This is a genomic window from Komagataeibacter sp. NFXK3, from assembly GCF_054182245.1.
In genome coordinates, this window is the sequence record NZ_JAPIVJ010000003.1 from 258,370 (window position 1) to 282,184 (window position 23,815).

18 protein-coding genes and 1 pseudogene are annotated in these 23,815 nt (G+C 62.6%); 10 read left to right on the plus strand and 9 right to left on the minus strand.

The window, feature by feature from the left end; translation table 11 throughout:
- Positions 1-277 precede the first annotated feature (277 nt).
- The 5 genes from glpD (at position 278) to OQZ28_RS05340 (ending at position 6,386) form a co-directional block, all read left to right on the plus strand.
- Positions 278-1,840 (plus strand): glycerol-3-phosphate dehydrogenase, encoded by a 1,563-nt coding sequence (glpD, locus tag OQZ28_RS05320; protein ID WP_458135392.1) that lies wholly within the window; start codon positions 278-280, stop codon positions 1,838-1,840.
- 77 nt (positions 1,841-1,917) lie between these two features.
- On the plus strand, positions 1,918-3,417 hold the full coding sequence (gene glpK / locus OQZ28_RS05325; RefSeq protein ID WP_458135393.1) for a glycerol kinase GlpK: 1,500 nt from the start codon (positions 1,918-1,920) through the stop codon (positions 3,415-3,417).
- Positions 3,418-3,451: 34 nt separating this feature from the next.
- Complete coding sequence (glpX, locus tag OQZ28_RS05330) at positions 3,452-4,438, plus strand: class II fructose-bisphosphatase (RefSeq protein ID WP_130731811.1); 987 nt, start codon at positions 3,452-3,454, stop codon at positions 4,436-4,438.
- 51 nt (positions 4,439-4,489) lie between these two features.
- On the plus strand, positions 4,490-5,596 hold the full coding sequence (fbaA, locus tag OQZ28_RS05335; protein ID WP_130731812.1) for a class II fructose-bisphosphate aldolase: 1,107 nt from the start codon (positions 4,490-4,492) through the stop codon (positions 5,594-5,596).
- Between the two features lie 31 nt (positions 5,597-5,627).
- Complete coding sequence (locus tag OQZ28_RS05340; RefSeq protein ID WP_458135394.1) at positions 5,628-6,386, plus strand: DeoR/GlpR family DNA-binding transcription regulator; 759 nt, start codon at positions 5,628-5,630, stop codon at positions 6,384-6,386.
- Between the two features lie 100 nt (positions 6,387-6,486).
- On the opposite strand, the pseudogene OQZ28_RS05345 reads toward OQZ28_RS05340, so the two are convergent.
- Positions 6,487-7,247, minus strand: a pseudogene (locus OQZ28_RS05345) (SDR family NAD(P)-dependent oxidoreductase).
- A 337-nt stretch (positions 7,248-7,584) separates the two neighbouring features.
- On the opposite strand from OQZ28_RS05345, the gene OQZ28_RS05350 reads away from it, so the two are divergent.
- Positions 7,585-8,871, plus strand: a complete 1,287-nt coding sequence (locus OQZ28_RS05350; RefSeq protein WP_458135395.1) for an NAD(P)/FAD-dependent oxidoreductase — start codon at positions 7,585-7,587, stop codon at positions 8,869-8,871.
- Between the two features lie 171 nt (positions 8,872-9,042).
- Here the strand turns inward: OQZ28_RS05350 and OQZ28_RS05355 are convergent, their stop codons facing one another.
- The 3 genes from OQZ28_RS05355 to OQZ28_RS05365 are packed head-to-tail and all read right to left on the minus strand — an operon-like array spanning position 9,043 to position 11,523.
- Complete coding sequence (locus OQZ28_RS05355; protein WP_130732892.1) at positions 9,043-9,696, minus strand: methionine ABC transporter permease; 654 nt, start codon at positions 9,694-9,696, stop codon at positions 9,043-9,045.
- Positions 9,677-10,711: a methionine ABC transporter ATP-binding protein gene (locus OQZ28_RS05360; RefSeq protein WP_130732891.1), complete on the minus strand. Its 1,035-nt coding sequence runs from the start codon at positions 10,709-10,711 to the stop codon at positions 9,677-9,679. The genes OQZ28_RS05355 and OQZ28_RS05360 overlap by 20 nt, the downstream gene beginning before the upstream one ends.
- Entirely contained in the window at positions 10,702-11,523 is an 822-nt protein-coding gene (locus OQZ28_RS05365; protein WP_458135396.1) for a MetQ/NlpA family ABC transporter substrate-binding protein, read from the minus strand. The genes OQZ28_RS05360 and OQZ28_RS05365 overlap by 10 nt, the downstream gene beginning before the upstream one ends.
- A gap of 542 nt (positions 11,524-12,065) precedes the next feature.
- On the opposite strand from OQZ28_RS05365, the gene OQZ28_RS05370 reads away from it, so the two are divergent.
- A complete protein-coding gene (locus OQZ28_RS05370) occupies positions 12,066-13,715 on the plus strand; it encodes an alginate export family protein (RefSeq protein WP_458135397.1) in 1,650 nt (549 codons plus the stop codon).
- A gap of 39 nt (positions 13,716-13,754) precedes the next feature.
- On the opposite strand, the gene OQZ28_RS05375 is transcribed toward OQZ28_RS05370, so the two are convergent.
- Entirely contained in the window at positions 13,755-14,006 is a 252-nt protein-coding gene (locus tag OQZ28_RS05375; protein ID WP_130732888.1) for a hypothetical protein, read from the minus strand.
- Positions 14,007-14,203: 197 nt separating this feature from the next.
- Between OQZ28_RS05375 and OQZ28_RS05380 the strand changes: the two genes are divergently transcribed.
- Positions 14,204-14,992: an alpha/beta fold hydrolase gene (locus OQZ28_RS05380; RefSeq protein WP_130732895.1), complete on the plus strand. Its 789-nt coding sequence runs from the start codon at positions 14,204-14,206 to the stop codon at positions 14,990-14,992.
- Positions 14,993-15,000: 8 nt separating this feature from the next.
- Here OQZ28_RS05380 and OQZ28_RS05385 read toward each other — a convergent pair whose 3' ends face one another.
- Positions 15,001-16,182, minus strand: coding sequence for a lipase family protein (locus tag OQZ28_RS05385; protein WP_458135398.1), 1,182 nt, complete (start codon positions 16,180-16,182; stop codon positions 15,001-15,003).
- Between the two features lie 235 nt (positions 16,183-16,417).
- Here OQZ28_RS05385 and OQZ28_RS05390 point away from each other — a divergent pair, with 235 nt between their 5' ends.
- Complete coding sequence (locus tag OQZ28_RS05390) at positions 16,418-17,092, plus strand: DUF1868 domain-containing protein (protein ID WP_458135399.1); 675 nt, start codon at positions 16,418-16,420, stop codon at positions 17,090-17,092.
- An 82-nt stretch (positions 17,093-17,174) separates the two neighbouring features.
- A complete protein-coding gene (locus OQZ28_RS05395; RefSeq protein WP_458135400.1) occupies positions 17,175-17,810 on the plus strand; it encodes a TetR/AcrR family transcriptional regulator in 636 nt (211 codons plus the stop codon).
- Between the two features lie 138 nt (positions 17,811-17,948).
- Here OQZ28_RS05395 and OQZ28_RS05400 read toward each other — a convergent pair whose 3' ends face one another.
- The 3 genes from OQZ28_RS05400 to OQZ28_RS05410 all read right to left on the minus strand — a co-directional run bounded on the left by OQZ28_RS05400 (position 17,949) and on the right by OQZ28_RS05410 (position 23,488).
- Positions 17,949-19,229 (minus strand): NAD(P)/FAD-dependent oxidoreductase, encoded by a 1,281-nt coding sequence (locus tag OQZ28_RS05400; RefSeq protein ID WP_130732884.1) that lies wholly within the window; start codon positions 19,227-19,229, stop codon positions 17,949-17,951.
- A gap of 202 nt (positions 19,230-19,431) precedes the next feature.
- Positions 19,432-20,943 (minus strand): aldehyde dehydrogenase family protein, encoded by a 1,512-nt coding sequence (locus tag OQZ28_RS05405; RefSeq protein ID WP_130732246.1) that lies wholly within the window; start codon positions 20,941-20,943, stop codon positions 19,432-19,434.
- A gap of 523 nt (positions 20,944-21,466) precedes the next feature.
- Positions 21,467-23,488 carry an acyltransferase family protein gene (locus OQZ28_RS05410; protein WP_458135401.1) on the minus strand — a complete coding sequence of 674 codons (2,022 nt, stop codon included), beginning with the start codon at positions 23,486-23,488 and terminating at the stop codon, positions 21,467-21,469.
- Positions 23,489-23,815 lie beyond the last annotated feature (327 nt).

Sequence of the window (23,815 nt, forward strand, 5' to 3'; positions counted from 1 at the left end):
CTCCAACATTCCGGATTCGGGGGCAGGTGATGTTGTGGTGGCGATGGAAGGTGAGGGATGGGGTTGCGGAACGAGATGCGCGATTTCGCACATGCACAAAAACCGCCAGGGCATATAAATTACTCGGAATGGCGAATTTATGGCTAATGCCGGGCACTATCATGCATTGGAAAAGAAGGAATTATTTAAACATGCCCCCTGCAAAAATGTGCGCGTGCCCTCTTGAATCGATCAGAATGTTCGGTTACGAACATGTGTATCAGGAGGAACATTGACTATGGCGTCCATGGACGAAACATTCCGCACCACCGCGGCACCGGGTGGCCTGCTCGACCTGCTGGTCGTGGGCGGGGGTGTGAACGGCACGGGCATCGCGCGCGATGCCGCCGGGCGCGGCGCATCGGTCCTGCTTGTCGAGCAGGATGATCTGGCCAGCCACACCTCATCGGCCAGCACCAAGCTGATCCATGGCGGCCTGCGCTATCTGGAATATTATGAATTCCGTCTGGTGCGCGAGGCGCTGATCGAGCGCGAGAAGCTGCTGCGCATCGCGCCCCACATCATCTGGCCCATGCGCTTCGTGCTGCCCTACACGCCGCAGGCGCGCCCAGCATGGATGCTGCGCCTTGGCCTGTTCCTATACGATCACCTCGCACCCAACATGACGCTGCCCAAGTGCAAGTCGCTCGACTTCCGCACGTCATCGGCTGGCCAGCCGCTCAATGGCAAGCTCGCCCGCGGCTTCGCCTATTCCGATGGCTGGGTGCAGGACAGCCGCCTTGTCGTGCTCAACGCCATGGATGCCAAGGCGCGTGGCGCCGATATACGCACCCGCACCCGCATGGTTGCTGCCCGCCGTGTCAATGGCGTGTGGGAAGCCGATATCGAGAACATGCTCGATGGCACCACCACTACCGTGCGCGCCCGCGTGCTGGTCAATGCCGGTGGGCCGTGGGTGAGCGAAGTGCTGCGTGAGCGCGCACAGGTGGAATCGACCAAGAACGTGCGCCTCGTCAAGGGCAGCCACATCGTGGTGCCGCGCCTGTTTGACGGGCCGCAGGCTTATATCCTGCAGAACCCGGACAAGCGCATCGTCTTCGCCATTCCCTACGAGCAGAAATTCACCCTGATCGGCACGACCGACGTGCCCTGGACGCAGGCCCCCGGCGATGTCGAGATCTCACCCGAGGAAATCAGCTACCTGTGCGAGAGCGTGAGCCGCTACTTCACCAAGCCCGTAACGCCTGCTGATGTGGTATGGAGCTACGCCGGCGTGCGCCCGCTTTATGATGACGCGGCCAAGAACGCCTCCGCCGTAACGCGTGATTACGTGCTCGATGTCGACACGCAGGGCAACCAGGCGCCCATGCTGTCCATCTTCGGCGGCAAGATCACCACCTATCGCCGGCTGGCCGAGCATGCGATCGAGAAGCTCCAGCCCTTCCTGCCCGTGCTCTCGGCACCGGGCTGGACGGCGGACAAGGTGCTGCCCGGCGGCGACCTGGGCGAGGGCGGGTTCGAGGGCGCGCTGGGCCGCCTGCGCGCGCAGGCCCCGTTCCTTGGCGCCGACCTGAGCTGGCGGCTTGTGCGCAATTACGGCTCGCGGGCAACCGAGATCGTGGGCGATGCCCATAGCATGGAGGACATGGGCGAACTGTTCGGCGCGGGCCTGAGCGTGCGCGAGGTGGAATACCTGATCGCGAACGAATGGGCGCAGACCACGCAGGACATCCTGTGGCGTCGCTCCCGCCTTGGCCTGCATGTGACCGATGAGGACACGGCCCGCCTCGAGGCCTACCTCAAGGCCCGCAAGCCGGGCACGGCGCCCACTTCCGCATAAATAAAAACAGTCAGGCCGCAGGTGTCACACGCCTGCGGCCCAAACTCGCATCCGCCCTGTTGGGGCAGGAGAAGACAATGAACAAGAAGAACAGAATTCTCGCCATCGACCAGGGAACGACCTCGACCCGCAGCATCGTGTTCGACCGCGATATCACGGCCATTTCGGTCGCCCGCATCGAGTTTGCCCAGCATTATCCCAGCCAGGGATGGGTCGAGCATGACCCGGAGGAAATCTGGTCCAACGTTCTCTCCACCGCGCGCGAGGCCATTGAGAAGGCGGGCGGCCCCGGCGTGATCGCGGGCATCGGCATTACCAACCAGCGCGAAACCATCGTGGTGTGGGACCGCGCGACCGGCAGGCCCGTCCACCGCGCCATTGTCTGGCAGGACCGGCGCACCACGTCCATCTGCGCGCGCATGCATGAGGAAGGACTTGAACCCCTCGTGCGCGAGCGCACCGGCCTGCTGCTCGACCCCTATTTCTCGGCCACCAAGATCGCGTGGATCCTTGATAACGTGGAAGGTGCCCGCGCGCGCGCCGAGAAGGGCGAGCTGGCCTGTGGCACCATCGACAGCTTTCTTTTGTGGCGGCTGACCGGCGGCCGCGTGCATGCCACCGATACCACCAATGCTTCGCGCACGCTCCTGTTCAACATCCACACCTGCGCGTGGGATGACGAATTGCTGGCCCTGTTCAAGGTGCCGCGCGCCATCCTGCCTGAAGTGAAGACCAACAGCGAAGTGTTTGGCGAGACGACGCCCGAGCTGTTTGGCGAGCCGCTCAAGGTGGCCGGCATGGCAGGCGACCAGAACGCCGCCATGGTGGGGCAGGCGTGCTTCCGCCCCGGCACCGCCAAGGCCACTTACGGCACGGGCTGCTTCGCGCTGCTCAACACCGGCACCACGCCCGTCATGTCCGAGAACCGGATGCTCACCACCATCGCCTACCGCATCGGGGCGGAGACGACCTATGCCCTCGAAGGCTCGATTTTCGTGGCGGGGGCTGCCATCCGCTGGCTGCGTGACGGGCTGAACCTCATCACCCATGCCTCCCAGACCGATGACATGGCCACCCGCGTACCGCACAGCCACGGCGTGTACATGGTGCCCGGCTTCGTGGGCCTTGGCGCGCCCCACTGGGACCCTGACGCCCGTGGCCTGATCTGTGGCCTCACGCTTGATGCCACGGCGGCGCACATTGCGCGCGCGGCGCTGGAATCGGTCGCCTACCAGACCATGGACCTGATGGACGCCATGCATGAAGATGGCGGCGGCAAGCTCAACGCACTGCGTGTTGATGGCGGCATGTCGGTCAATGACTGGTTCTGCCAGTTCCTGGCCGATATGCTCCAGACCCCGGTGGAGCGGCCCCGGCAGGTCGAGACCACGGCGCTTGGAGCGGCCTTCCTGGCAGGGCTGGCGACAGGGGTGTGGGAAAGCATCGCCGAACTCGAAGGCACCTGGACACGTGGGCATCTGTTCCGCCCGACGATGGACAAGGCGCAGCGCGATACTATGGTAGCCGGATGGCATGTGGCAGTCCGCCGCACGCTCAGTTCCACCGTTGCTGCGTAATCAAGACTACTGACGAACAGGAAAAGAGTGTTTCATGACCACCACACGGCATAATCCCTATCAGGTTACCGATCGCAATCTTGCCCTTGAACTCGTGCGCGTAACCGAGGCGGCTGCGGTCGCCGCATCGGCCTGGACCGGTCGTGGCCTCAAGAACGAAGCCGATGGCGCAGCGGTGGAAGCCATGCGGCGCGCGTTCGATACGGTAGCCATTGATGGCACCGTGGTGATCGGCGAAGGCGAGATGGACGAAGCGCCGATGCTGTTCATTGGCGAGAAGGTCGGCTCGGGCGGACCGGGCATGGATATTGCCGTGGACCCGCTTGAAGGCACCAACCTGTGCGCCAAGAACCTGCCCAACGCGCTGACCGTGGTGGCGCTGGCTGAAAGTGGCAACTTCCTGCACGCGCCCGACATCTACATGGACAAGATCGTGGTCGGCCCCTACCTGCCCGAAGGCGTGGTCGATCTCGACAGCACCATCGAGGCCAACCTCAAGTCGCTCGCGCAGGCCAAGAAATGCGCGGTGTCCGACCTCATGCTCTGCACGCTCGACCGTGAGCGCCATGAGGAGCTGATCGCCCGCGCGCGTGCTGCCGGTGCGCGCGTGACCCTGCTGAGCGACGGCGACGTGGCCGCCGCCATCGCCGCCTGCCTCGAGGACAGCGAGATCGACATCTATGTCGGCTCGGGCGGCGCGCCCGAGGGCGTGCTGGCCGCCGCCGCCGTGCGCTGCGTGCATGGCCAGATGCAGGGCCGCCTCCTGTTTGAAGATGACGACCAGGTGGCGCGCGCGCGCAAGATGAACCCCGGCGCCGACCCCTCGCGCAAGCTGGCGCTGGAGGACATGGCGCGCGGTGACGTGCTGTTCTCCGCAACCGGGGTGACGGGCGGGGCCCTGCTCCACGGTATCCGCCGCAGCGGCGTCCGCACGGTCACGCATTCGCTGGTCATGCGCTCCAAATCCGGCACCATCCGGTTTGTGGAAGGCCACCACGATTACCAGACCAAGACCTGGTGAGCAGTATTTCATCGATTGCATAACAACAAGAACAGGCAATAGAGGAACGACATGACCAATACAGCACACCCCGCTTCGAGCCGCCTGGGGCTGCGCCCCGGCGTGGTGACGGGTGCGGATTACCGCCGCCTTGTCGAGACCTGCCGCGACGAGGGCTATGCCCTGCCGGCGGTCAACGTGGTGGGCACCGACAGCATCAATGCGGTGCTCGAGGCGGCAGCCCGCAACCGGGCGGATGTGATCATCCAGCTTTCCAACGGTGGCGCGCGGTTCTATGCGGGCGAGGGCATGAAAGATGCCGAACAGGCCCGTGTGCTGGGTGCGGTGGCTGCGGCCCGTCATGTCCATACCGTGGCCGCTGCTTACGGCGTGTGCGTGATCCTGCATACCGACCATGCCGACCGCAAGCTGCTGCCATGGATTTCCGGCCTGATCGATGCCAGCGAGGAGGCGGTGAAGGAAACCGGCCGCCCGCTGTTCTCGTCCCACATGATCGACCTTTCGGCTGAACCGCTGGAAGACAACATTGCCGAATGCGCCCGCTTCCTGCGCCGCATGGCGCCCTTGGGCATCGGGCTTGAAATCGAGCTGGGGGTGACCGGCGGCGAGGAAGATGGCATTGGCCACGACCTTGATGATGGCGCCGATAACGCGCATCTCTACACCCAGCCCGAGGATGTGCTCAAGGCGTATGAGGCGCTTTCGCCTTTGGGGTTCGTGACCATCGCGGCCTCGTTTGGCAACGTGCATGGCGTATACGCGCCGGGCAATGTCAAGCTGCGCCCCGAGATCCTGCGCAACTCGCAGGCGGTGGTGGCCAAGGCCACCAATCTGGGCGAGAAGCCGCTGGCGCTGGTGTTCCACGGCGGTTCGGGCTCGGAGCAGGCCAGGATTACCGAGGCGGTCTCCTATGGCGTGTTCAAGATGAACATCGACACCGACATCCAGTTCGCCTTTGCCAGCAGCATTGGCCGCTATGTGCACGAGCACGCGGAAGCCTTCAGCCACCAGATCGCACCTTCCACCGGCAAGCCGACCAAGAAGCTGTATGACCCGCGCAAGTGGCTGCGCGTGGGCGAGCAGGGCATCGTGGCGCGGCTCGAGCAGTCGTTTGCCGATCTGGGGGCCACGGGGCGCAGCGTGGCGCGCGCAATATAAGGCCGCGTGTAAAGGGGGAGTAACAGGCAACGTGTCAGCAGAAGAACGTCACCGGGAAATTACCGCGCTGGTGCGTACCCAGGGCTATGTCTCCAACGAGGATCTGGCCCAGAGGCTGAATGTTGCGGTCCAGACCATCCGCCGTGATGTCAATCTCCTGGCCCGTCGCGGGCTGGTGGCGCGGCATCATGGGGGGGCGGGCCTGGCCTCGTCGGTCGAGAATATCGCCTATTCCGAGCGGCAGGTGCTCAACCGGCGGGCCAAGGAAGCCATTGGCAACCTTGCCGCCCGCCCGATCCCTGACAATTCATCGCTTTTTGTCAGCATCGGCACCACTACCGAGGCCTTTGCCAAGGCCCTGCGGCGGCACAAGGCGCTGCGGGTCATTACCAACAACCTGCATGTGGCCACCCCGCTTTCCGCCCAGACCGATTTTCAGGTGATCGTGACGGGGGGGCAGGTGCGGTTTTATGATGGTGGCATTACCGGCTCCACCGCCAGCACCTTCATCGAGCAGTATCGCACCGATTTTGCCGTGATCGGCATCAGCGGCATAGAAGATGATGGCACGCTGCTTGATTTCGATGCCGATGAGATCAGCGTGGCCCAGGCCATGATGCGCAATGCAAGGCGGGTCTACCTGCTGGCTGACCAGACCAAATTCGGCCGCAGGCCAATGGGGCGGCTCGGGCACCTTTCGCATGTGCATGGCTTTTTTACCGACCGGCAGCCATCAGAGCAGATCTGCGCCATGCTGCGTGCTCATGACGTGGAACTGCATATCGCCTGATTGGGGATAAAAGTTTTTGGTGAAGCGTTTTTCAAAATGCTTCGAAAAGACGTCGCCTTTTTGAAACAAAGGCGACACCCGAAAACTTTCAGTCAGTCCTTTACTGCGCCAGATAGCCGCCATCAACCGGCAGCACCGCGCCTGTAATGAAGGAGGCGTCATCCGAGGCCAGGAACAGGATGGCGCTGGCAATTTCCGCAGGCTTGCCCATGCGGCCCATCGGGTGCATCTCGACCACCTTGCGAATACCTTCCGCATCCATGCCCGCCACCGCAGGCGTATCGATGGTGCCCGGTGCCACGGCATTGACCCGCACCCCCTTGTCGGCAAGGTCGATGGCGAGGTGCTTGGTGATGCCTGACGCCACGAATTTGGCCGGGCCGTACACCGCCTGGCCTTTCTGCCCGGCAAAGGCGGAGATGGAGGACAGGCACACGATCGCGCCCTGTCCGGCATGGACCATCTCGGTGCGGCATGCTTGCAGCACAGGAACATGCCGCGCGCATCCACCGCCATGGTGTGATCCCACAGGTCCGCCGTGGCGGAGGCGAGATCGGCCTCGGGGATGACGCCTGCATTGGCCACGAGAATATCGATGCGGCCAAAATGCTTCATGGTTTCATGCACCACGCGGGCAATGTCGGCCTCGCTGGTCACGTCGGCTGGCACCGAGATCACGTCCACGCCGTTTTTTTCAAGCTGGCTGGTCAGTTCATCGAGTGCATCGGTGTTGAGGTCGGTCAGGGCAAGCTGCGCGCCCTCGGCGGCAAAACGCTCCGCCGTGGCGCGGCCAATGCCGCTTGCTGCACCTGTAATGATGGCAACCTTGCCTGCAATCCGTCCGGTTTGTGTGGCTGTCATGGGGTCTCCTGCTTGTCGCTGGCATCAGGCGGGTTAACGCGGGGGGTGTCAAGATGTTGCCAGGGCTACGGGGCCCAGGGCGCATGGACCGGGCTGATCGGGTTCTTTTGATCGGGTGAAGGTGATCGGCCTGTTTTTCCCGTTCTGGCGCGGTTGAACGGCAGGGAAAAAAGCCACCCGTTGCGCAGGCGCACCAGAATTCGGGCATGCGCATGTTTCAGGCACGGGGAGGATCACCTATACTCGACCCAAACATGGTTTGTTATGAATGTGGCGGGGCGGTGTTTTCCATGCGGAAACCGGCACGCCGTGCGAGCGGGTGTGGAGCATTATCGAGATGGCACAAAAGTTTCGGATCGTTATTGTAGGCGGCGGTGTCGCGGGCCTTGCGCTCGCAACCCGGCTGGGCAATTCGGTCGGCAAATCGGGCCGCGCGGAAATCACACTGGTGGACAAGAGCTTCGCCCATGTGTGGAAGCCGATGCTGCACTGCTTTGCCGCCGGCACCGCCGCCAACGAGAACGACCGCATCAGCTTCATGTCACAGGCCAGCCGGCACCATTTCGAGTTCTGGCCCGGCGAGATCACGGCGCTCGACCGCACGGCCAAGACCATTGCGCTCGCCCCCATCAAGGACCCGCTGAGCGGGGAGGTGGTGGTCGAGGCCCGCACGCTGGATTATGACGCGGTGGTGCTGTCAATCGGCAGCCGCGCCAATGATTTCGGCACCCCCGGCGTGGCCGAGCACTGCCTGTTCATTGACAACCTCGTCGATGCCAACGGCTTCAATGACCGTTTCCGCATGGAGCTCCTGCGCTCCTTTGCCAATAACAACGAGCTCGATATCGCCATCGTGGGCGGGGGGGCCACCGGCACGCAGCTCGCCGCCGAGCTGCACAAGGCGCTCGATCTCGCCTCGCTCTACAGCTTTGGCCGCAAGCCCCCCAAGCTGCGCATCACGCTCCTTGAGGCAGGCCCCCGCATCCTGCCCGCCTTCCCCGAGGCGGTATCGGCGGCGGCGGTCAAGCAGCTTGAAGCGATTGGCGTGAGCGTGCGCGCGGGGGGGATGGTCAGCGGCGCGGATGAAAACGGCTTCATGCTCAAGGATGGCTCGCGCGTGCCTGCAACGCTGCGCGTATGGGCGGCGGGCGTGAAAGCGCCAGACGTGACCGCAAAATTCGGCGGCCTCAAGCTGTCGCGCTCGGGGCAGCTTGAGGTGCGGCCCTCGTTGCAGGTCCTTGATGATGACAACATCTTCGCCATGGGCGACTGTGCCTTCATTGCCGAAAAGCCCGTGGCCCCCACGGCGCAGGCCGCCCGCCAGCAGGCCCATCACCTGGCCCGCCACCTGCCCGGGTGGATGATGAGTGGCCAGCCCATGCCTGCCTTCACTTTCCATAACAAGGGGGCGGTCGTGGCGCTGGGCGATTACAATGGGTGGGGCACTTTCCCCGGCGGCACGGTGTTCGGCGGTGGCTGGCTGCATGGCCTGTCGGCGCGGATGGTGCATCTCATGCTCTACCGCCAGCACCAGTTCGAGCTGTATGGGCCGGTGCGCGGCACGATTTCCTGCCTTGTCGACTGGCTGGACGTGTTCGTGCGCCCCTCGGTCCGGCTGGACTGAGGGCCACGGGGCGCAAGCTCCCTACGCCGGTATGGTGCTGGGGGAATGAAAAATTTTTGGTGAAGCTTTTTTCAAGAAGCTTCAGGAGAGGTCGCCTTTTTGAAAAAAGGCGACACCAAAAACTTTTGTCATTTCAGGATATTATCAGGCCTGCTTTTTTCAAGCCGTCTCTCAGTCGTGGCGCAGGTGGTTCGACAGCGCATTGCCCGCCGCCTGGATGACGGCCACGAACACGATCAGCACCACCACCACAAGCGACATGACCTGCGTGTTGAAGCGCTGGTAGCCGTAGCGGATGGCAAGATCGCCCAAGCCCCCCGCGCCCACGGCGCCCGCCATGGCCGAGGCCCCGGTCAGGGTAATGAGGGTGACCGTGAACCCCGCCACCAGGCCGGGCAGGGCCTCGGGTATGAGCACATGGCGCACGATCATCCACCGCGTGCCACCCATGGCGTGCACGGCATCGACCAGGTTGGGGTCCACCGCGCGCAGCGAGACCTCGGCAATGCGGGCGAAATAGGGAATGGCCGCAAGCGAAAGCGGCACGATCGCCGCAGCCGTGCCCAGCGAGGTGCCCACGATCATCCGGGTTACGGGAATGAGGATGACCAGCAGGATGATGAACGGGATGGCGCGCAGGATGTCCACCACCAGCCCCAGCAGGCGGGCGGCGGGCGGGCAGGGCATCAGCCCGCCGCGCCGCATCGCCACCATGAGCAGCGCCAGCGGCAGGCCGCCGAGCACGGCAAGCAGCCCCGAGCAGGCGACCATGATGGTCGTCTCCCACGTGGCGCGTGCGATCAGGTCAATGATCAGCCGGGACATGGCCAAGAACCTTCAGTGAGGGGTCGAACTGCGTCAGGAAATCATGGATCTCGGCACAGTAACCGGTAACCGACACGATCTGGTCGGCAAAGGGCTGGCCCGCGATCTCGGTGGTGCCGCCCTGCAGCACGGTGGCCTCCACGCCGTATTGCTGGCCGAGCAGCGACAGCAGGGGCTGCCACGCGGCCTCGCCCGCGAGCCTGAGGCGGATGATCGCCCACCCATCAGGCGCAGGCTCGGCCACCAGCCGCGCGCGCAGGGCAGGCGGCACCTGCGGCTGTGTTTCCGACAGCAGGGCTTCGGTCACGGCGGATTGCGTGGCCGCCCCCATGATGGCCAGCGTGGGCGCATTTTCGACAATATGGCCCTGATCGAGCACCACGAGATGGGTGGCAATGCGGCGGATCACATCCATCTCATGCGTGATGAGGATGATGGTCAGCCCCAGTTCGCGGTTGATCTCGGCCAGCAGGTCAAGGATGGCGGTAGTGGTTTCGGGGTCAAGGGCGGAGGTGGCTTCATCGCACAGCAGCAGGGCGGGGTCATTGGCCAGCGCGCGGGCAATGCCCACGCGCTGCTTCTGCCCGCCTGAAAGCTGTGCCGGCCATTTATCGCCATGCGCCGAGAGGCCAACCAGTGCCAGCAGGGCCGCAATGCGCTCGGGCCGTTGTGCGCGTGGCACGCCCGCAATTTCAAGCGGCAGGCTGATATTGCCCGCCACCGTGCGCGAACTGAGCAGGTTGAAATGCTGGAACACGAAGCCAATGCGCCGCCGCAACGGCACAAGCTGCGCCTGTGGCAGGGTGGTGATGTCCTGGCCTTCGATCAGGATCTGCCCTGAATCGGGCCGGTCGAGCGCGCCAAGGCAGCGCAGCAGCGAACTCTTGCCCGCCCCCGAGCGCCCGATCACCCCCAGGATCTCGCCCCGCGCCACCGAGAACGATACATCATCAAGCGCCACATGCCCGCCAAAGCGGCGGCTCACATGGCGCACATCAACAACATTCACGTCCATGCCGGTTCAACCGCACCGTGGAAGATGGTGGCAATCGCCTCGCGCGTTGCAGGCTGGTGCACGGCGCGGATCAGCGGTTCAATCCATGGGGCATGCGCATCAGCGGCGTTGACGGCCACGAAGTTGACGTAGGGGTTGTTTTGCAGCGATTCCACACCGATCCGCTGTTTCTGTATGTCCACGCCCGCTTTCAGCGCCCAGTTCGTGTTGATCACGGCGGCATCCACGTCAGGCAGCGTGCGGCCGACAATGCCCGCATCAAGCTCATGGAAGGTGATGTGATGGGGATTTTCGGTCACGTCGAGCGGGGTGGGCAGAAGGCCGGCTGCGGAATCAAGCCTGATCAGCCCCAGTGCCTCGAGCAGGCGCAGGGCGCGGCCTTCATTGCTCGGGTCGTTCGGCACGCCGATCACGGCCTTGTCCGGCAGCTCCGAAAGTGCCTTCCATCGCGCCGAATACAGCCCGATGGGGGAGAAATAGGTCGGGCACACGCTGACGATGTCATAACCCCGGGCCGCTTTCTGGGCCTCGAGGAACGGAGCATGCTGAAAGGCGTTGGCCTCAAGCTCATGCTCGGCCAAGGCTTCGTTGGGCGTGTTGTAATCGGAGAATGTCACGATGCCGAGGTTGAGCCCTTCCTTTGCGGCATTGGCCGTAATCACCCGCCACAGATCTTCATCCTCGCCCGCCATGATGCCGACGCGGATCAGCTTGCCCTCCGCGGCCCTGGCCCGTGATGCCAGGGGCAGGCAGGCGAGGCCGCCAGTCAGGCTGAGCAGGGCGCGACGGGTGAGAGGGGTCATCTGTTTCATGGCATTCCTGATCGGTACATCGTGGTAAGAGCAACGATGCAGCACCACTATGGCGTGATGGTCTTTTTGACAACGCCCCTGATGGGCCGCATGGCGTGCCGGGGCTTAAGAGGCATAAAGAAACAGGAGGCTGCGTGCGTCAATATTAAATACGCTGTATAATGTTTATTAAGGCCGAACGGGAAGGGCGCGCAGGCCGGGGTCCCGGCGCGGGGCCTAAACCCTGCGGGGAAGAATGAGGCATTTTCCCAGGATATTTCCGTATTATACGATTATTTTCGTGCAATGGGTTGGTGACCGGTTTTTTTGTAAGTTAACAAAGGTTTTTCAAGGGGATGGCCCTATATCGCCCCGCCATTTCCGGGCTTGTCCATACGGTTGGGCTATGGGGGAGATTATAAAATACGATATTGACCGGAATATTTTATTATAATACGACATATTGAAGTATTTAACCTGCTGCCGCCGCCTTCCGGCATGCCATGTGGTGCATGAACATGATGTCCACCCTTCAATCAGCAACGGAGCTGGGGTACCGATATATGCGCGGGGGTGCCCTGTGCGTGTCCATGCTGGCGGTGCACGCGGCCCAGGCAGCACCCGATCCGGCCGTGCCCGCGGGCAGTACCGCGCCGGGGCAGCCGGAACAGATGGTGGTGCATGTGACCCAGCGCCCGCCTATCCTCACGTTTCCGCATGCCAACCCGGTGGGGCAGCCCATCCGCATAGGCGGGCAGGAAAACCGCCGCAGCGGCCATCAGTATGACTGGGGCGTGTTCAACCGTGGCAATGGCGAGGCTGCGGGCTTCGGGCCGGTGGGGCGGTATGGTGTCAGCCCCTGGGCCGAGGACTGGAGCAACCTGCGCGACCCCAAAAAGCATGATGACCTGTTCGATGCGCTGAAATACATTCCGCTCACCCGCAGCGGCACTGTGTGGATCAGCTTCTCGGGCGAGACGCGGCTGCGCAACTGGTATGAAAGCCGCCCCGCCCTTGGTACGCAGAAACCCAATGATTCCGGCCGCTTTGGCGTGCGCAACCTGTATGGCGCGGACCTGCATATTGGCGAGCATCTGCGGTTTTTCGGCCAGCTGGTCAATGCGGATGCAGGCGGGTGGGGCGGTTATGGCTACGGCTCGACCTATCGCAAGCGGCTTGATGCCCAGCAGGCCTTCGTGGAGGTACGGTGGAACATGCTGGGTGCCAAAAGTGGCTTCATGTTCGGCCGCCAGCAGTTTCTCGATGCGCCATCATACATGCTCTATGCACGCGAGACGCCCAACGTGCCACTGTCATGGGATGGGTTTCGCGCCTATATGGTGTGGCAGCGCATCCGCATCGATGCATGGGATTTCGTGCAGACCGATGACAGTGACCGGCGCATGTTCCACGATGTCGAGAACTATGCCAGCCGCCTGTACGGCTTCAATGCCACATGGGCGCCGCCGGATTTCACCTTCATGGGGCAGAAGGGCTATTCCTTCGTCGATGCGTTCTACATCGGCTACAAGCTCAATGGCTCGGCAGGGGCGATCGTGGGGCCCAAGGGATCGGTCAACGGGTCGGATACCCGCAACAATTTCGGCATGCGCTGGCATGGCATTGCAGGCCCGATCGAATTCTCGGTGGGCGGCATATGGCAGGGCGGTGTGTTCCGCAATGCCAGCAACAATGCATCGCGCGGGGTCAGCGCCTATGCCATCAACAGCACGGTGGGCTATCGCCTGCCCGACCAGTCGCTGCACACCTTTGCCGGTATCCAGACGGATGTATATTCCGGCGGCAATGCCTCGAAAAGCGGGGGTACGGTGGGCACCTATCTCTCGCCCTTCAACCCGCAGACCAACTATCTTGATACCACGACCTACATGACCGGCTCGAACCTGATCAGCTTTGCGCCACTCGTGCGCATAACGCCGTTCAAGTCCGTCAGCATCCAGTTCAAATATCCGCTGTTCTGGCGCGATAGCGTGAATGACCCGGTTTACAAATCATCGGGTTACTACAAATTCGCGGGTAATTTCAGGGGGCGGTTCGTGGGCATGGCACCACAGGTGTCGGTGGCGTGGCAGATCAATACCCATCTGTCATGGACGCAGTATGTCTCGCGCTTCATGACCTCACGCGCGCTTAATGAGGCGGGCGGGTCGAGCGGCACCTATTACCAGTCTAATTTCGTCTTCCGTTTCTGAACACGGGCCGCCCCGCCGGGCTGCCCGTGCCTACGGGGTTTATTCAGCCGATTTGCGGCCAAAGATGAAGCTGGCCAGCGAGGCCGCAAGCAGGAACATCATCCCGTAAACCTTACACGAGGTCGGGATCTTGTTCTCATGCAGCGTGACCTCGCCCTTCAGGCTGGCCAGGTGCTCGGCAATCTGCTTGTGCAGGTCGGCCTTGTGCTGGTGCAGCGTGCCCTCAAGGTGCTTGGCAATTTCCTGCACGTCTTCGGGGCTGAGTTTGCGGAGGGTTTCAGCAGCGCTCATGGTCTGTTCCAGTCCTGTTTTTTATTAAAGACATCGCGCCGATCGTCTTCATCGGGCGTAACGATTTACATGTCGGTCCGGGCATGAAGGTTTTCAAGGGCAGGGCAGGCCAGTGCGGGCACGGAATTATGAGCACGCGCCTCAGGTTTGCAGGCTATGCTCACCGCCCTGATGCATGGAAAAGGGAGCCGGGCAGAGTGCTGCTTGATGTGATTGAACGCGGACCGGAGGAGGGCAGCAACACCCTGCCGCCAGTGGTCTTTCTGCATGGGCTGTTCGGGCGGGCGCGCAATTTCGGGTTTTTCCAGCGCCGCCTTGCCGCCACCCGTCGCACGCTTGCCCTTGACCTGCGCAACCATGGCGCCAGCCCGCATGGCCCGATGGATTACCCCACCATGGCAGCCGACGTGCATGAAACGTTGGCCGCGCATGACGCGCTGCCCGCCACGGTTATCGGGCATTCCATGGGGGGCAAGGTGGCGATGATGCTGGCATTGCAGGCCCCTGCCTGCGTGCATGCCCTGCTCGTGGCCGATATTGCGCCGGGGCAGGGTGGCCATGCGCATTCCGGTGCGATCGCCACGGCACTGGCCGCCCTGCATTTTCCCCCCACACTGACATTGGGCGAGGCCGATGCCTGGCTTGCCCCCGCCATTGCGGAAAAGCCCGTGCGTGACATGATGAAGCAGAACATCGTGTTCGGCGCCAGCCCGCACTGGCAGATCGGGCTTGGGCAGATCGTGGCGGGCATGACGCAGGTGGTGGGTTGGCCCGCCCTGCCGCCGGGCACGCAGTATGGCGGGCCGGTGCTGTTTGTGGCAGGGGGGAATTCACCCTATGTCCAGCCCGATAATTACCCGCTCATGCGCCAGCTTTTTCCCCATTACCGGCTGGTGCGGCTGAAAGGGGCCGGGCACTGGCTGCATGCCGAGCAGCCATGGGAATTCCTGCGCGTGGTTACGGAATTCCTGCGCGTAACAGGGTAGGGAGAACCTTACTGCGGCACCGGCGCGCATTGCGGCGTAACCGGCTGGCCCGCCATGACCGCCTGCGTAAAGGCTGCTGAATCCGGCAGCGAGGCGTTGACGGTCTGTGAATGGTCCAGCCCCTTGTACAGATGCGCCTGAACCGTGCTGCCTGCCGCACAGGCGGCCCTGACCAGCGAGAGCTGCAGCATGGGCGGCACGTCATGGTCATCGGTGCCCGTGCCTGTGAACAGGGGCTGGGCCAGCTTCAAGGTGGGGTATGCCATGGCGGCGAAGGCCGGGGCCAGCGCCTTGGGGAAGCCGGGTTGCAGGGCATTGGGTACGGTCAGCCCCTCATCCCTTGCCTTGTGCTCCATCTCGCCCACGCAGGTGGTTGATGCGGCGTGGTAGGCGGCCATGGCGCGGGGGGTGAAGGCCTCCTCGGGGTGGAAGGACGGGTCGCGCCCGGCAAGCGAGGCCCCCAGATAGAGCATGTAGACAACCAGCGGGTCATATTTTGCAGGCCCTGCCGCCTGGGCTGCGGCGGTCAGTTGCGCGCCGAGTTCGGGCGTGAAATAGGGCACGCCGGTTGCGACCGTGCCGCGAATGTTCACATCCGGCGCATAGGTGGCCGCAAACGCTGCCGCCGCAAACGCCGCCCCGCCACCCTGCGACTGGCCCACGATCATGACCGTGTTGCGCAACCCCGGCACGGCGGCCACAGCGGCGCGCACGCCATCAAGCACGTTATAGGCCTCGACGCGCGTATCGAGGTAAGGATGCACCCCCGGCGTGCCCAGCCCCTGGTAGTCGGTGGCCACCACGGCGAAGCCCCGCTTCATCCAGGTGGCGAGGTATTTGCTATTGCGTGCGCTGTAGGGGTGGAGCGAGGGCGTGCACGCCTGCCCGATGCCCACGGTGCCATGCGCCCACGCCACGATGGGCCACCCGCTCGCAGGCGGCCTGCCCGACGGCAGGATGACTTCCGCCGTGACGGGCACCGTGCCCCTGCCGGTTACGCCATCGGTTGAAAGATAGGTCATGCGCAGGGCCCGGCCCGCACCGGGCAGGCTCAGGGCCGGGGCCAGCGGGGTCGTGCCGACCGGCGTGCCGGGGCTGGCAGGGGTTTCAGCCGCGCGGGCGTGCAGGGCAGGGATGGCCAGGCACATGCCGGCCACGAGCGTGCCAAGGATTCGGGCAGGCAGGGTCATGTCAAGATCAGTCCTTCATGGGCGCGGCGGGGCCAGTTGCGGCATTTGCCCTGCCGGGTTCATATTCCCAGCCCATCAGGGCGCTGTAAAGCGGCGGGCGGCAATAAAGCCCGCCTGCCTGGTGCAGGGCATGCCTGCCCCTGCCGTAAAAGCATGCGCCTGCCCGGCAGAATGGCTGTAAAAACCTGACCCGGATGCGGGGAAAGGTGGCGACCAGCCGGAGGAGAAGAAAACAGTGCTGTTCAACCAGAATAAATTTCACCCCGATGGCAGGCCCCGATACTTCCCCGGCAATACGGTTATCTGCCATCTGCCCCGCAACGGCGCGTTTTTCCATGCCATGCTTGATCTGCACAACCAGATGAGCCAGTTCGATTTTGCCGCCAAAATCGCGCTCCTGCCGCCCTCAAGCTATCACATGACGGTCTTTGACGGGCTGAACAATACCCGCCGCGGTAAACGCACATGGCCGCACGACCTGGCCCGCGATACCCCCATGCCGCAATGCGATGCATGGGTTGGTGAGCGGCTCCGGGCCTTTCCCGGCAGGCTGCCCACCCCCCTGCGCATGCGCCCCGCGCGGCCGGACCCGCTGCGTGACAGGCAGGGCTGCCGCATCCGGCTTGAAGCACTGGACCGGGAGGGTGCTGCCGCGCTGCGCCGCTTCCGCGCCAGCCTTGCCGCCCATCTGGGCATGCATGATCCATGGCTGGACCGGTATGTTTTCCACACCACCATCGGCTACAGGATCCGCGCCTTTACCGCGCGCGAAGCCCGTGACTATGCGGATGTGATGGTGCAGTTTCAGGGCCGGATGGCCGCGCGCCTGCCCGAAATCGATCTCGGGCCGCCGGAATTCTGCCTGTTTGATGACATGCATGCCTATCATCGCCAGTTCCTTGTGGCGTAACCGCAAACCGTTTTGCCCTTCCTCGCATCTTGAATATGCGTAATACCCTGCGGCATGATGGAAATGCCCACAAGGAGATTGCATGAAGCCCGACGCCCCTGACGATCAGCCAAAGCCCGGCCTGCGCGAACGCAAGCAGGCGCGTGCGCGCAATACGCTGATTGCCGAGGCAATGCGGCTGTTCTCCGCCAAGGGATATGATGAGACGACGGTGGACGAGATTGCCGATGCGGCGGAAGTCTCGCGCCGTACCCTGTTCCGCATGTTCGAGACCAAGGGCGACATCGTGCTGGCCTGGACGCGCGGCATGACCCAGACCCTGACCGAGGCCCTCGCGGCCTGCCCGGCCGACATGCCCCCCGCCGATGCGATGATGCATGCCTTCACCTCGCTCGTGCCGCGCATCGCGGCCAACCGGCAGGACACCTATGCCTTCGTGTTCCTGATTGAAAAAACGCCCTCGCTCCAGACCGTAAGCCTGCAGAAATACGGCAAGTGGGAAGACTGCCTGGCAGACGGGCTGGCCAAACGCATTGCCGAGCGCAAGAACCGCAAGACCGCCGCCCGCCTCATGGCGCGGTGTGGCATCGCCATTTTTCGCACGGCGCTTGATGAATGGATCAGGCTGAAAGGCCGCCCGGCGCTGGTGCCGCTGCTACAGAACACCTACGCGCTGCAATCCTCGCTCTGGGTCGCACCCGTTCGGGCTGAACCATAAAGATAAGGGCGGGGCCTGATGGCGCCCGCCCTGCTGGCATAGCAATCAATCATAAGAAAGTTTTTGGTGAAGCTTTTTTCAAAAAGCTTCAGGAAAGGCCGCTTTCTTAAAAAGCGGCGCTTCCTATGCCTGTATGCTTTAGTCAAGCCGCACGGAAGGCCGCACGAACACGTCCAGCCAGTCTACCAGGCACGACATTGTGCCGCGGAACACCCCGTAAAGTTCAAACTGATGCTGGCGATACAGCATGAGATGCACCATGCGCGCGGTAATGCCACGCAGCCAGCCACCACCAAACACGCGCCCACCGGGGAAGGTGCCCCAGCCGTTATAATCGCCAAGCGCAACAACCGCGCCCTTGTTGTGGAAGGCAAACGGCGGCAGCGCCTTGCCACCAATCCAAGCCGGCATGTAGCGGGCAAGGTGATGGGCCTGCTGGCGGGCGGCCTGTGCGGTCGGGGCGACAGGTTTTTCAGCAATGAAGGCGCAGTCCCCCATGGCGAAGATGCTGTCATCTTCCATGAGCTGCAGCGTGGGCCGGACTTCAAGCTGGCCCGAGCGCGACAGCTTGAGTTCACCAAACTTGCGCGTGACATCCGGCGCCTTCACGCCAGCCGCCCATACGCGCAGGGTGGCGGGAATACGGGTGCCATCCTTGAGCATGAAGCCCTTTTCATCCGCACCGCTGACCATGGCCGAGGTCTGGACCTTGACGCCAATCGCCTCAAGCTCCTTCTGCGCCGCAGCCGATACCGCCTCGGGGAAGGCGGGCAGGATGCGCGGTCCCGCCTCAAGCAGGGTAATGTTCAGCTTGGGCGGCTTCTTGCCAAAGCTGTAGAGCGAGGCGAGGTCAAGCGCCTTGTGCAGTTCGGCGGCAAGCTGCGTGCCGGTGGCGCCACCGCCCACGATGGCGATGTCAAGCTGCTCGTTATTGCCGAACGCCTTGAGCAGTTCCATGCGGAAACGGTCGTTGAAGCCGTTGGCATCGACGAGGTTGTCAATGAACAGGCAGTGCTCGGCCACGCCGGGGGTGCCGAAATCGTTGGCACGGCTGCCGATCGACAGCACCAGCGCGTCATATTCCAGCTTGCGTTCATCAAGGATCACCTCGCCCGTGGGCTCGACAACCGGGGCAAGCGTAATAGTCTTGGCCTTGCGGTCCATGCCCGCAATCTCACCGGGCCAGAATTCAAAATGATGGCGGCTTGCCTGCGACAGGAAGCTGATGCGGTCATTCTCGTTGGCGGCGGTGCCGGCGGCAAAGCAGTGCAGCATGGGCTTCCACACATGCGCGAAGCTTTTATCGACCAGCGTGATTTCCGCGCGGCCAGATTTACCGATCTTGTCACCCAGCCGGGTTGCCAGCGCCAGGCCAGCCACGCCACCACCTACGATTACGACCCGAAACTTTTGTGCCATCCTATGCCTCTTTTTTACTTCTGCCGCACAGTGTCCCGGTCCCGTGGGAAAAACCCTGTCGCATATCCTGAAATATCGAAACTGCCCTGCCGCGGGCCCAACGCGAATGGCCCGGACAATGGAACGCGGCGGCCGGCCCGCTAAACCAGCCCGACCGCCGCGCCCTGCCTTATGGCCAGGAGGTTTTCACCCCCTCAGCGGATCAAAAGAAGCCGCGCTTCTTTTCGCTGTAGCTGACCAGCATGTTCTTGGTCTGCTGGTAGTGTTCGAGCACCATCTTGTGGGTCTCGCGCCCGATGCCGGACTTCTTGTAGCCACCAAAGGCGGCATGCGCCGGATAGACGTGGTAGCAGTTGACCCACACGCGACCGGCCTCAAGGCCACGGCCCATGCGGTAGCAGGTGTTGGCATCGCGGCTCCACACGCCCGAGCCGAGGCCGAAGGGGGTGTCGTTGGCGATGGCCAGCGCTTCTTCTTCCGTCTTGAAGGTGGTCACGGCCAGAACCGGGCCAAAGATCTCTTCCTGGAAGATGCGCATCTTGTTGTTGCCCTTGAACACGGTCGGCTGCACGTAGCACCCGTTGTTCAGGTCGCCACCAAGGTCGGGGCGGCCGCCACCGGTCAGCAGCTCGGCGCCTTCACCCTTGCCGATGTCGATGTAGGACAGGATCTTTTCCTGGTGGCCGTGCGAGTTCTGCGCGCCCATCATGGTGTTGGGATCAAGCGGGTTGCCCTGGCGGATCGCCTTGATGCGGGGCAGGGCGAGTTCCATGAACTTCTCGTAGATCGATTCATGCACCAGCGCACGGCTGGGGCAGGAGCAGATCTGGCCCTGGTTGAGGGCGAACATGGTGAAGCCTTCGACCGCCTTGTCCAGGTAGTCGTCGTCCTTGTCCATGATGTCGGCGAAGAAGATGTTCGGCGACTTGCCGCCCAGCTCCAGCGTTGCCGGGATCAGGTGCTCGGCGGCGGCATGCGCGATCATCTTGCCGGTGGGGGTGGAACCGGTGAAGGCGATCTTGGCAATGCGGTCGCTGTTGGACAGGGCGGCGCCCACGTCGCGGCCCAGGCCGTTGACGATGTTGAGCGTGCCGGGCGGGAACAGGTCACCGATCAGCTCCATCAGCACCAGCATGGAGGCAGGCGTGCTCTCGGCAGGCTTCATGACCACGCAGTTACCGGCGACCAGAGCTGGCGCCAGCTTCCACGAACCCATGAGCAGCGGGAAGTTCCACGGAATGATCTGGGCCACGACGCCAAGCGGCTCATGGAAGTGGTAGGCGATGGTGGTCGCATCGATCTCGCTCAGCGTGCCTTCCTGGGCGCGGATGCAGCCGGCGAAGTAGCGGAAATGGTCGATCGCCAGCGGGATGTCGGCGGTCAGGGTTTCACGGATGGGCTTGCCGTTGTCCCATGTCTCGGCCCGGGCCAGCAGGTCGAGGTTCTTTTCCATGACATCGGCTGCCTTGAGCAGGATCAGCGCGCGGTCGGCAGGCGCCATCTCGCCCCAGGCTTTCTTTGCCTTGTGGGCCGCATCAAGTGCCAGCTCCACGTCGGCTGCGGTGGAAGCGGGCACTTCGCACAGCACGCGGCCATCAACGGGGGAGGTGTTGGTCAGGTAATGACCATCGACGGGGGCAACCCATTTGCCACCAATGTAGTTACCATAACGGGACTTGAACGGCGGGGCCGCCGTGATGCTGTCTGCTGACACGGTGATTTTCCTTCAGGGTAATGGCGTATTCATCAGGCCAGGGCGCAAACATGCATGACGCACAATGCAAAGAGCCCGGCGCGAAGAAAATACAGTAAAAATATTTCGTTTTTGGTTTGTTTTTACTTTTTATGATGTTCCAGAATGCCAGATATTTGGAAATTCATTCTCATGGTCGTGTAAAGCATAAGTCTATGCCTTTCCTGCAAACCTGACAGTTCCGGATATGCCCCGGTGGAAAGCCGGAGAATCATCTGTATTCATTGATATATAGACGCACCCCCTCACGCAAGGGAGAGGGAGGTAACGTAACCGTGATATATGCATCAAGTGCCATTAGAACCGGAGTGTAAATATATATAAATCAATGTGTTAAACTATTATCAAAAAGGAAATATTTTATGATTTCATACGACTTTCCCCGCATCGGGGGTGCAGGGAGGAGAGGGGATGCATGCCCGGACAGCCACGACGGGCGTGGCTGTCCGGGCGCGAAGGAGGGCGCGTGGGCAGGCGGCCCTGTTTACTTGTCGGCCATTGTGGAGGGCGCGACATCGATCAGGCCCTTGAGGGCGAATTCGCCTCCCACGCCTGACAGGTGCTGGGAGTCTGCATAGAGCGAGGCGGATTCACGGCTGAACCGGCACCCCTGCGGCGTGCAGAAGCGCTCATATAACGAAGCATAGGTTATGCCGCCAATTGTGGTGGCGGCCACGCGCACGGCATTTTCTATGGAAGGGGAGGGGGTGACGACCCAGGGCAGGGGCGCGATCCCGCCGGCGAGTGCGAGAGTAGGGTCAAGCTGGTGTTCGACCCATGCGCGCACGGGCATGAACGCCGTTACCGCCTCACGCGCGGGGTCGAGGCGGAAATGCGGTACGTCGCCCAGCACGATCACTTTTTTGCCCGCCTGCGTCAGGGTGGTTTCGGTGCGGATCAGGGCGTCGCGCATACGGGCGATGCCAGCCACCACGCCGTCATCCACCGGATGTGCGGGGTCGACATAGGCGTCATTGCCCGCATCGGCTTCATAGGGGGCAGACCAGTAGCCGGTCAGTACCACCAGTTGCACTTCAGGGTTGCTGGCCACCAGTGCCATGGCGCGTTCGTTATAGAGCGCGCAGGTGGCGGCATGGCCCGGATGCTGCGGCATGAGGCGCGTGGCCCCCATCAATGGCGGGCAGGATGATTTGGTGAACTGCACAAAATCATACCCGCCTTCATGCGCGATGCGGGCAAGGGCCGGGGCAAGGGCGGCGGCGTGGCTATCACCCAGCAGGGCTATCTGCAGGCGTCCGGTGTCATGCATGCAGGCGAATCTGGTATTGGGCCGGGCATCGCCATAATTGGCCAGGCATGAACCGCCGCGCCCGGCTGCCAGGCTGGCTTCCGTTATCTGGAGGGCGGGATTGAAGCGGGCGGGAAAGCCGTGGCTCATGTAAATGGCTGCCAGGGCGACCCCGCATAAGGCGGTGGCGCTGCCATAGCGCAGCAGGACCGTGCGGCTGGGCAGGCGAACATGGCGGAAAGGCTGTTCGATATAACGCCATGACAGCACGGCCAGACCCAGCGACACAAACGCCACCACCACAAGCTGCGCAGGCCGGGGGGCCTGCGCCATGCACAGCCATGTCAGCGCCATGAGCGGCCAGTGCCACAGATACCACGAATAGGAAATAAGCCCCACCCCCACGAATGGGCGCGCGGACAGGACGAGGCGGTTGAAAACACTGCCCTCCGCCAGCACGAGCGCCAGCGTGCCCCCCACCGGCAGCAGCGCGGCCAAGCCGGGGAAGGGCGTATGTTCGTTAAAAAGACAGACGGACAGCACGACAAGCCCGATACCCGCAAAGCCCAGTATGTTGGCGGGCAGGGCAGGCAGGGGCCTTGTCGCCCCCGAGCGGGCGATGGCCAGGAAGGTTCCCGCCCCGAGTTCCCATGCCCGCGTGGGCAAAAGGTAGAAGACCGCCGTGGGCCAGCGGCCCATGCCGATGATGGCGAGGGCGAGGGAACCAAGGCAGAGCACGCCAATGACCACGAGCACGAAAGAGCGCTGCATGCGCCGCAGCGCCAGTAACAGGAAGGGAAAAAGCAGGTAGAACTGCTCTTCCACCCCGAGCGACCAGGTCATGAGAAACGGATCAAGATGTGCATCGGGCGAGAAATAGTTGACCTGCCGCCAGAACAGGATGTTTGACCACCCGCTCAGGGCTGCCATTGCCCCGATTGCGATCTGCCTGTAGTCCTGCGGGCTTGCCAGCACGACGCCAAGGATCGTGACAAAGGCGATGACGGTCATGAGCGCGGGCAGGATGCGGGCGGCGCGCCGGACATAGAAGGTATCGAAGCGAAAGCGCTTCGTCCCGACATCGCGGTATACGATGCCGCCTATGAGGAAACCGGAAATGACAAAAAATATGTCTACGCCGGTAAAACCCGATTTCAGCGGCGAAAGACCGGCATGGAACAGGACCACGGCGGTTACGGCAATGGCGCGCAGGCCATCAATATCGCGGCGGTATCGGCGGGAGGGATCAGGGGCCATGGGCTGGCTCTTTTCGTGCAGGAGTGAACGGTGCGCAGGCACTGTTCAGGGGAGGGGAATAGCTGCACGCAAACGCCAGTATTATTTAAGAGTTTTTCTTTGTAGTTGCTTCACGTAAATTTTATTTTAGTATATTTTACTGATAAATGAAATAAATCCCTGCATGTCTGTAAAAAGCAACCTGTCGCTGGTCCGGATGCCGCGTGGCAATGCATTCGGTAGGATGAAAAAACCCAAAGAAGCTTTTGATGGGAAAATTCGTGTGTATAGGGTTTTCATAATAAAGTAATATCCATATTATAAAAATATAATAAATAATCTGTTCGG

Excerpts from the sequence above, each read along its gene's own strand:
- OQZ28_RS05395 (WP_458135400.1), top strand. The coding sequence starts at position 17,175 with ATGAAGCCCGACGCCCCTGACGATCAGCCAAAGCCCGGCCTGCGCGAA.
- OQZ28_RS05350 (WP_458135395.1), top strand. The coding sequence starts at position 7,585 with ATGGCACAAAAGTTTCGGATCGTTATTGTAGGCGGCGGTGTCGCGGGC.
- OQZ28_RS05385 (WP_458135398.1), bottom strand. The coding sequence starts at position 16,182 with ATGACCCTGCCTGCCCGAATCCTTGGCACGCTCGTGGCCGGCATGTGC.
- fbaA (WP_130731812.1), top strand. The coding sequence starts at position 4,490 with ATGACCAATACAGCACACCCCGCTTCGAGCCGCCTGGGGCTGCGCCCC.
- OQZ28_RS05370 (WP_458135397.1), top strand. The coding sequence starts at position 12,066 with ATGCGCGGGGGTGCCCTGTGCGTGTCCATGCTGGCGGTGCACGCGGCC.
- OQZ28_RS05355 (WP_130732892.1), bottom strand. The coding sequence starts at position 9,696 with ATGTCCCGGCTGATCATTGACCTGATCGCACGCGCCACGTGGGAGACG.
- glpD (WP_458135392.1), top strand. The coding sequence starts at position 278 with ATGGCGTCCATGGACGAAACATTCCGCACCACCGCGGCACCGGGTGGC.
- OQZ28_RS05410 (WP_458135401.1), bottom strand. The coding sequence starts at position 23,488 with ATGGCCCCTGATCCCTCCCGCCGATACCGCCGCGATATTGATGGCCTG.
- glpK (WP_458135393.1), top strand. The coding sequence starts at position 1,918 with ATGAACAAGAAGAACAGAATTCTCGCCATCGACCAGGGAACGACCTCG.
- OQZ28_RS05375 (WP_130732888.1), bottom strand. The coding sequence starts at position 14,006 with ATGAGCGCTGCTGAAACCCTCCGCAAACTCAGCCCCGAAGACGTGCAG.
- glpX (WP_130731811.1), top strand. The coding sequence starts at position 3,452 with ATGACCACCACACGGCATAATCCCTATCAGGTTACCGATCGCAATCTT.
- OQZ28_RS05400 (WP_130732884.1), bottom strand. The coding sequence starts at position 19,229 with ATGGCACAAAAGTTTCGGGTCGTAATCGTAGGTGGTGGCGTGGCTGGC.
- OQZ28_RS05360 (WP_130732891.1), bottom strand. The coding sequence starts at position 10,711 with ATGGACGTGAATGTTGTTGATGTGCGCCATGTGAGCCGCCGCTTTGGC.
- OQZ28_RS05365 (WP_458135396.1), bottom strand. The coding sequence starts at position 11,523 with ATGAAACAGATGACCCCTCTCACCCGTCGCGCCCTGCTCAGCCTGACT.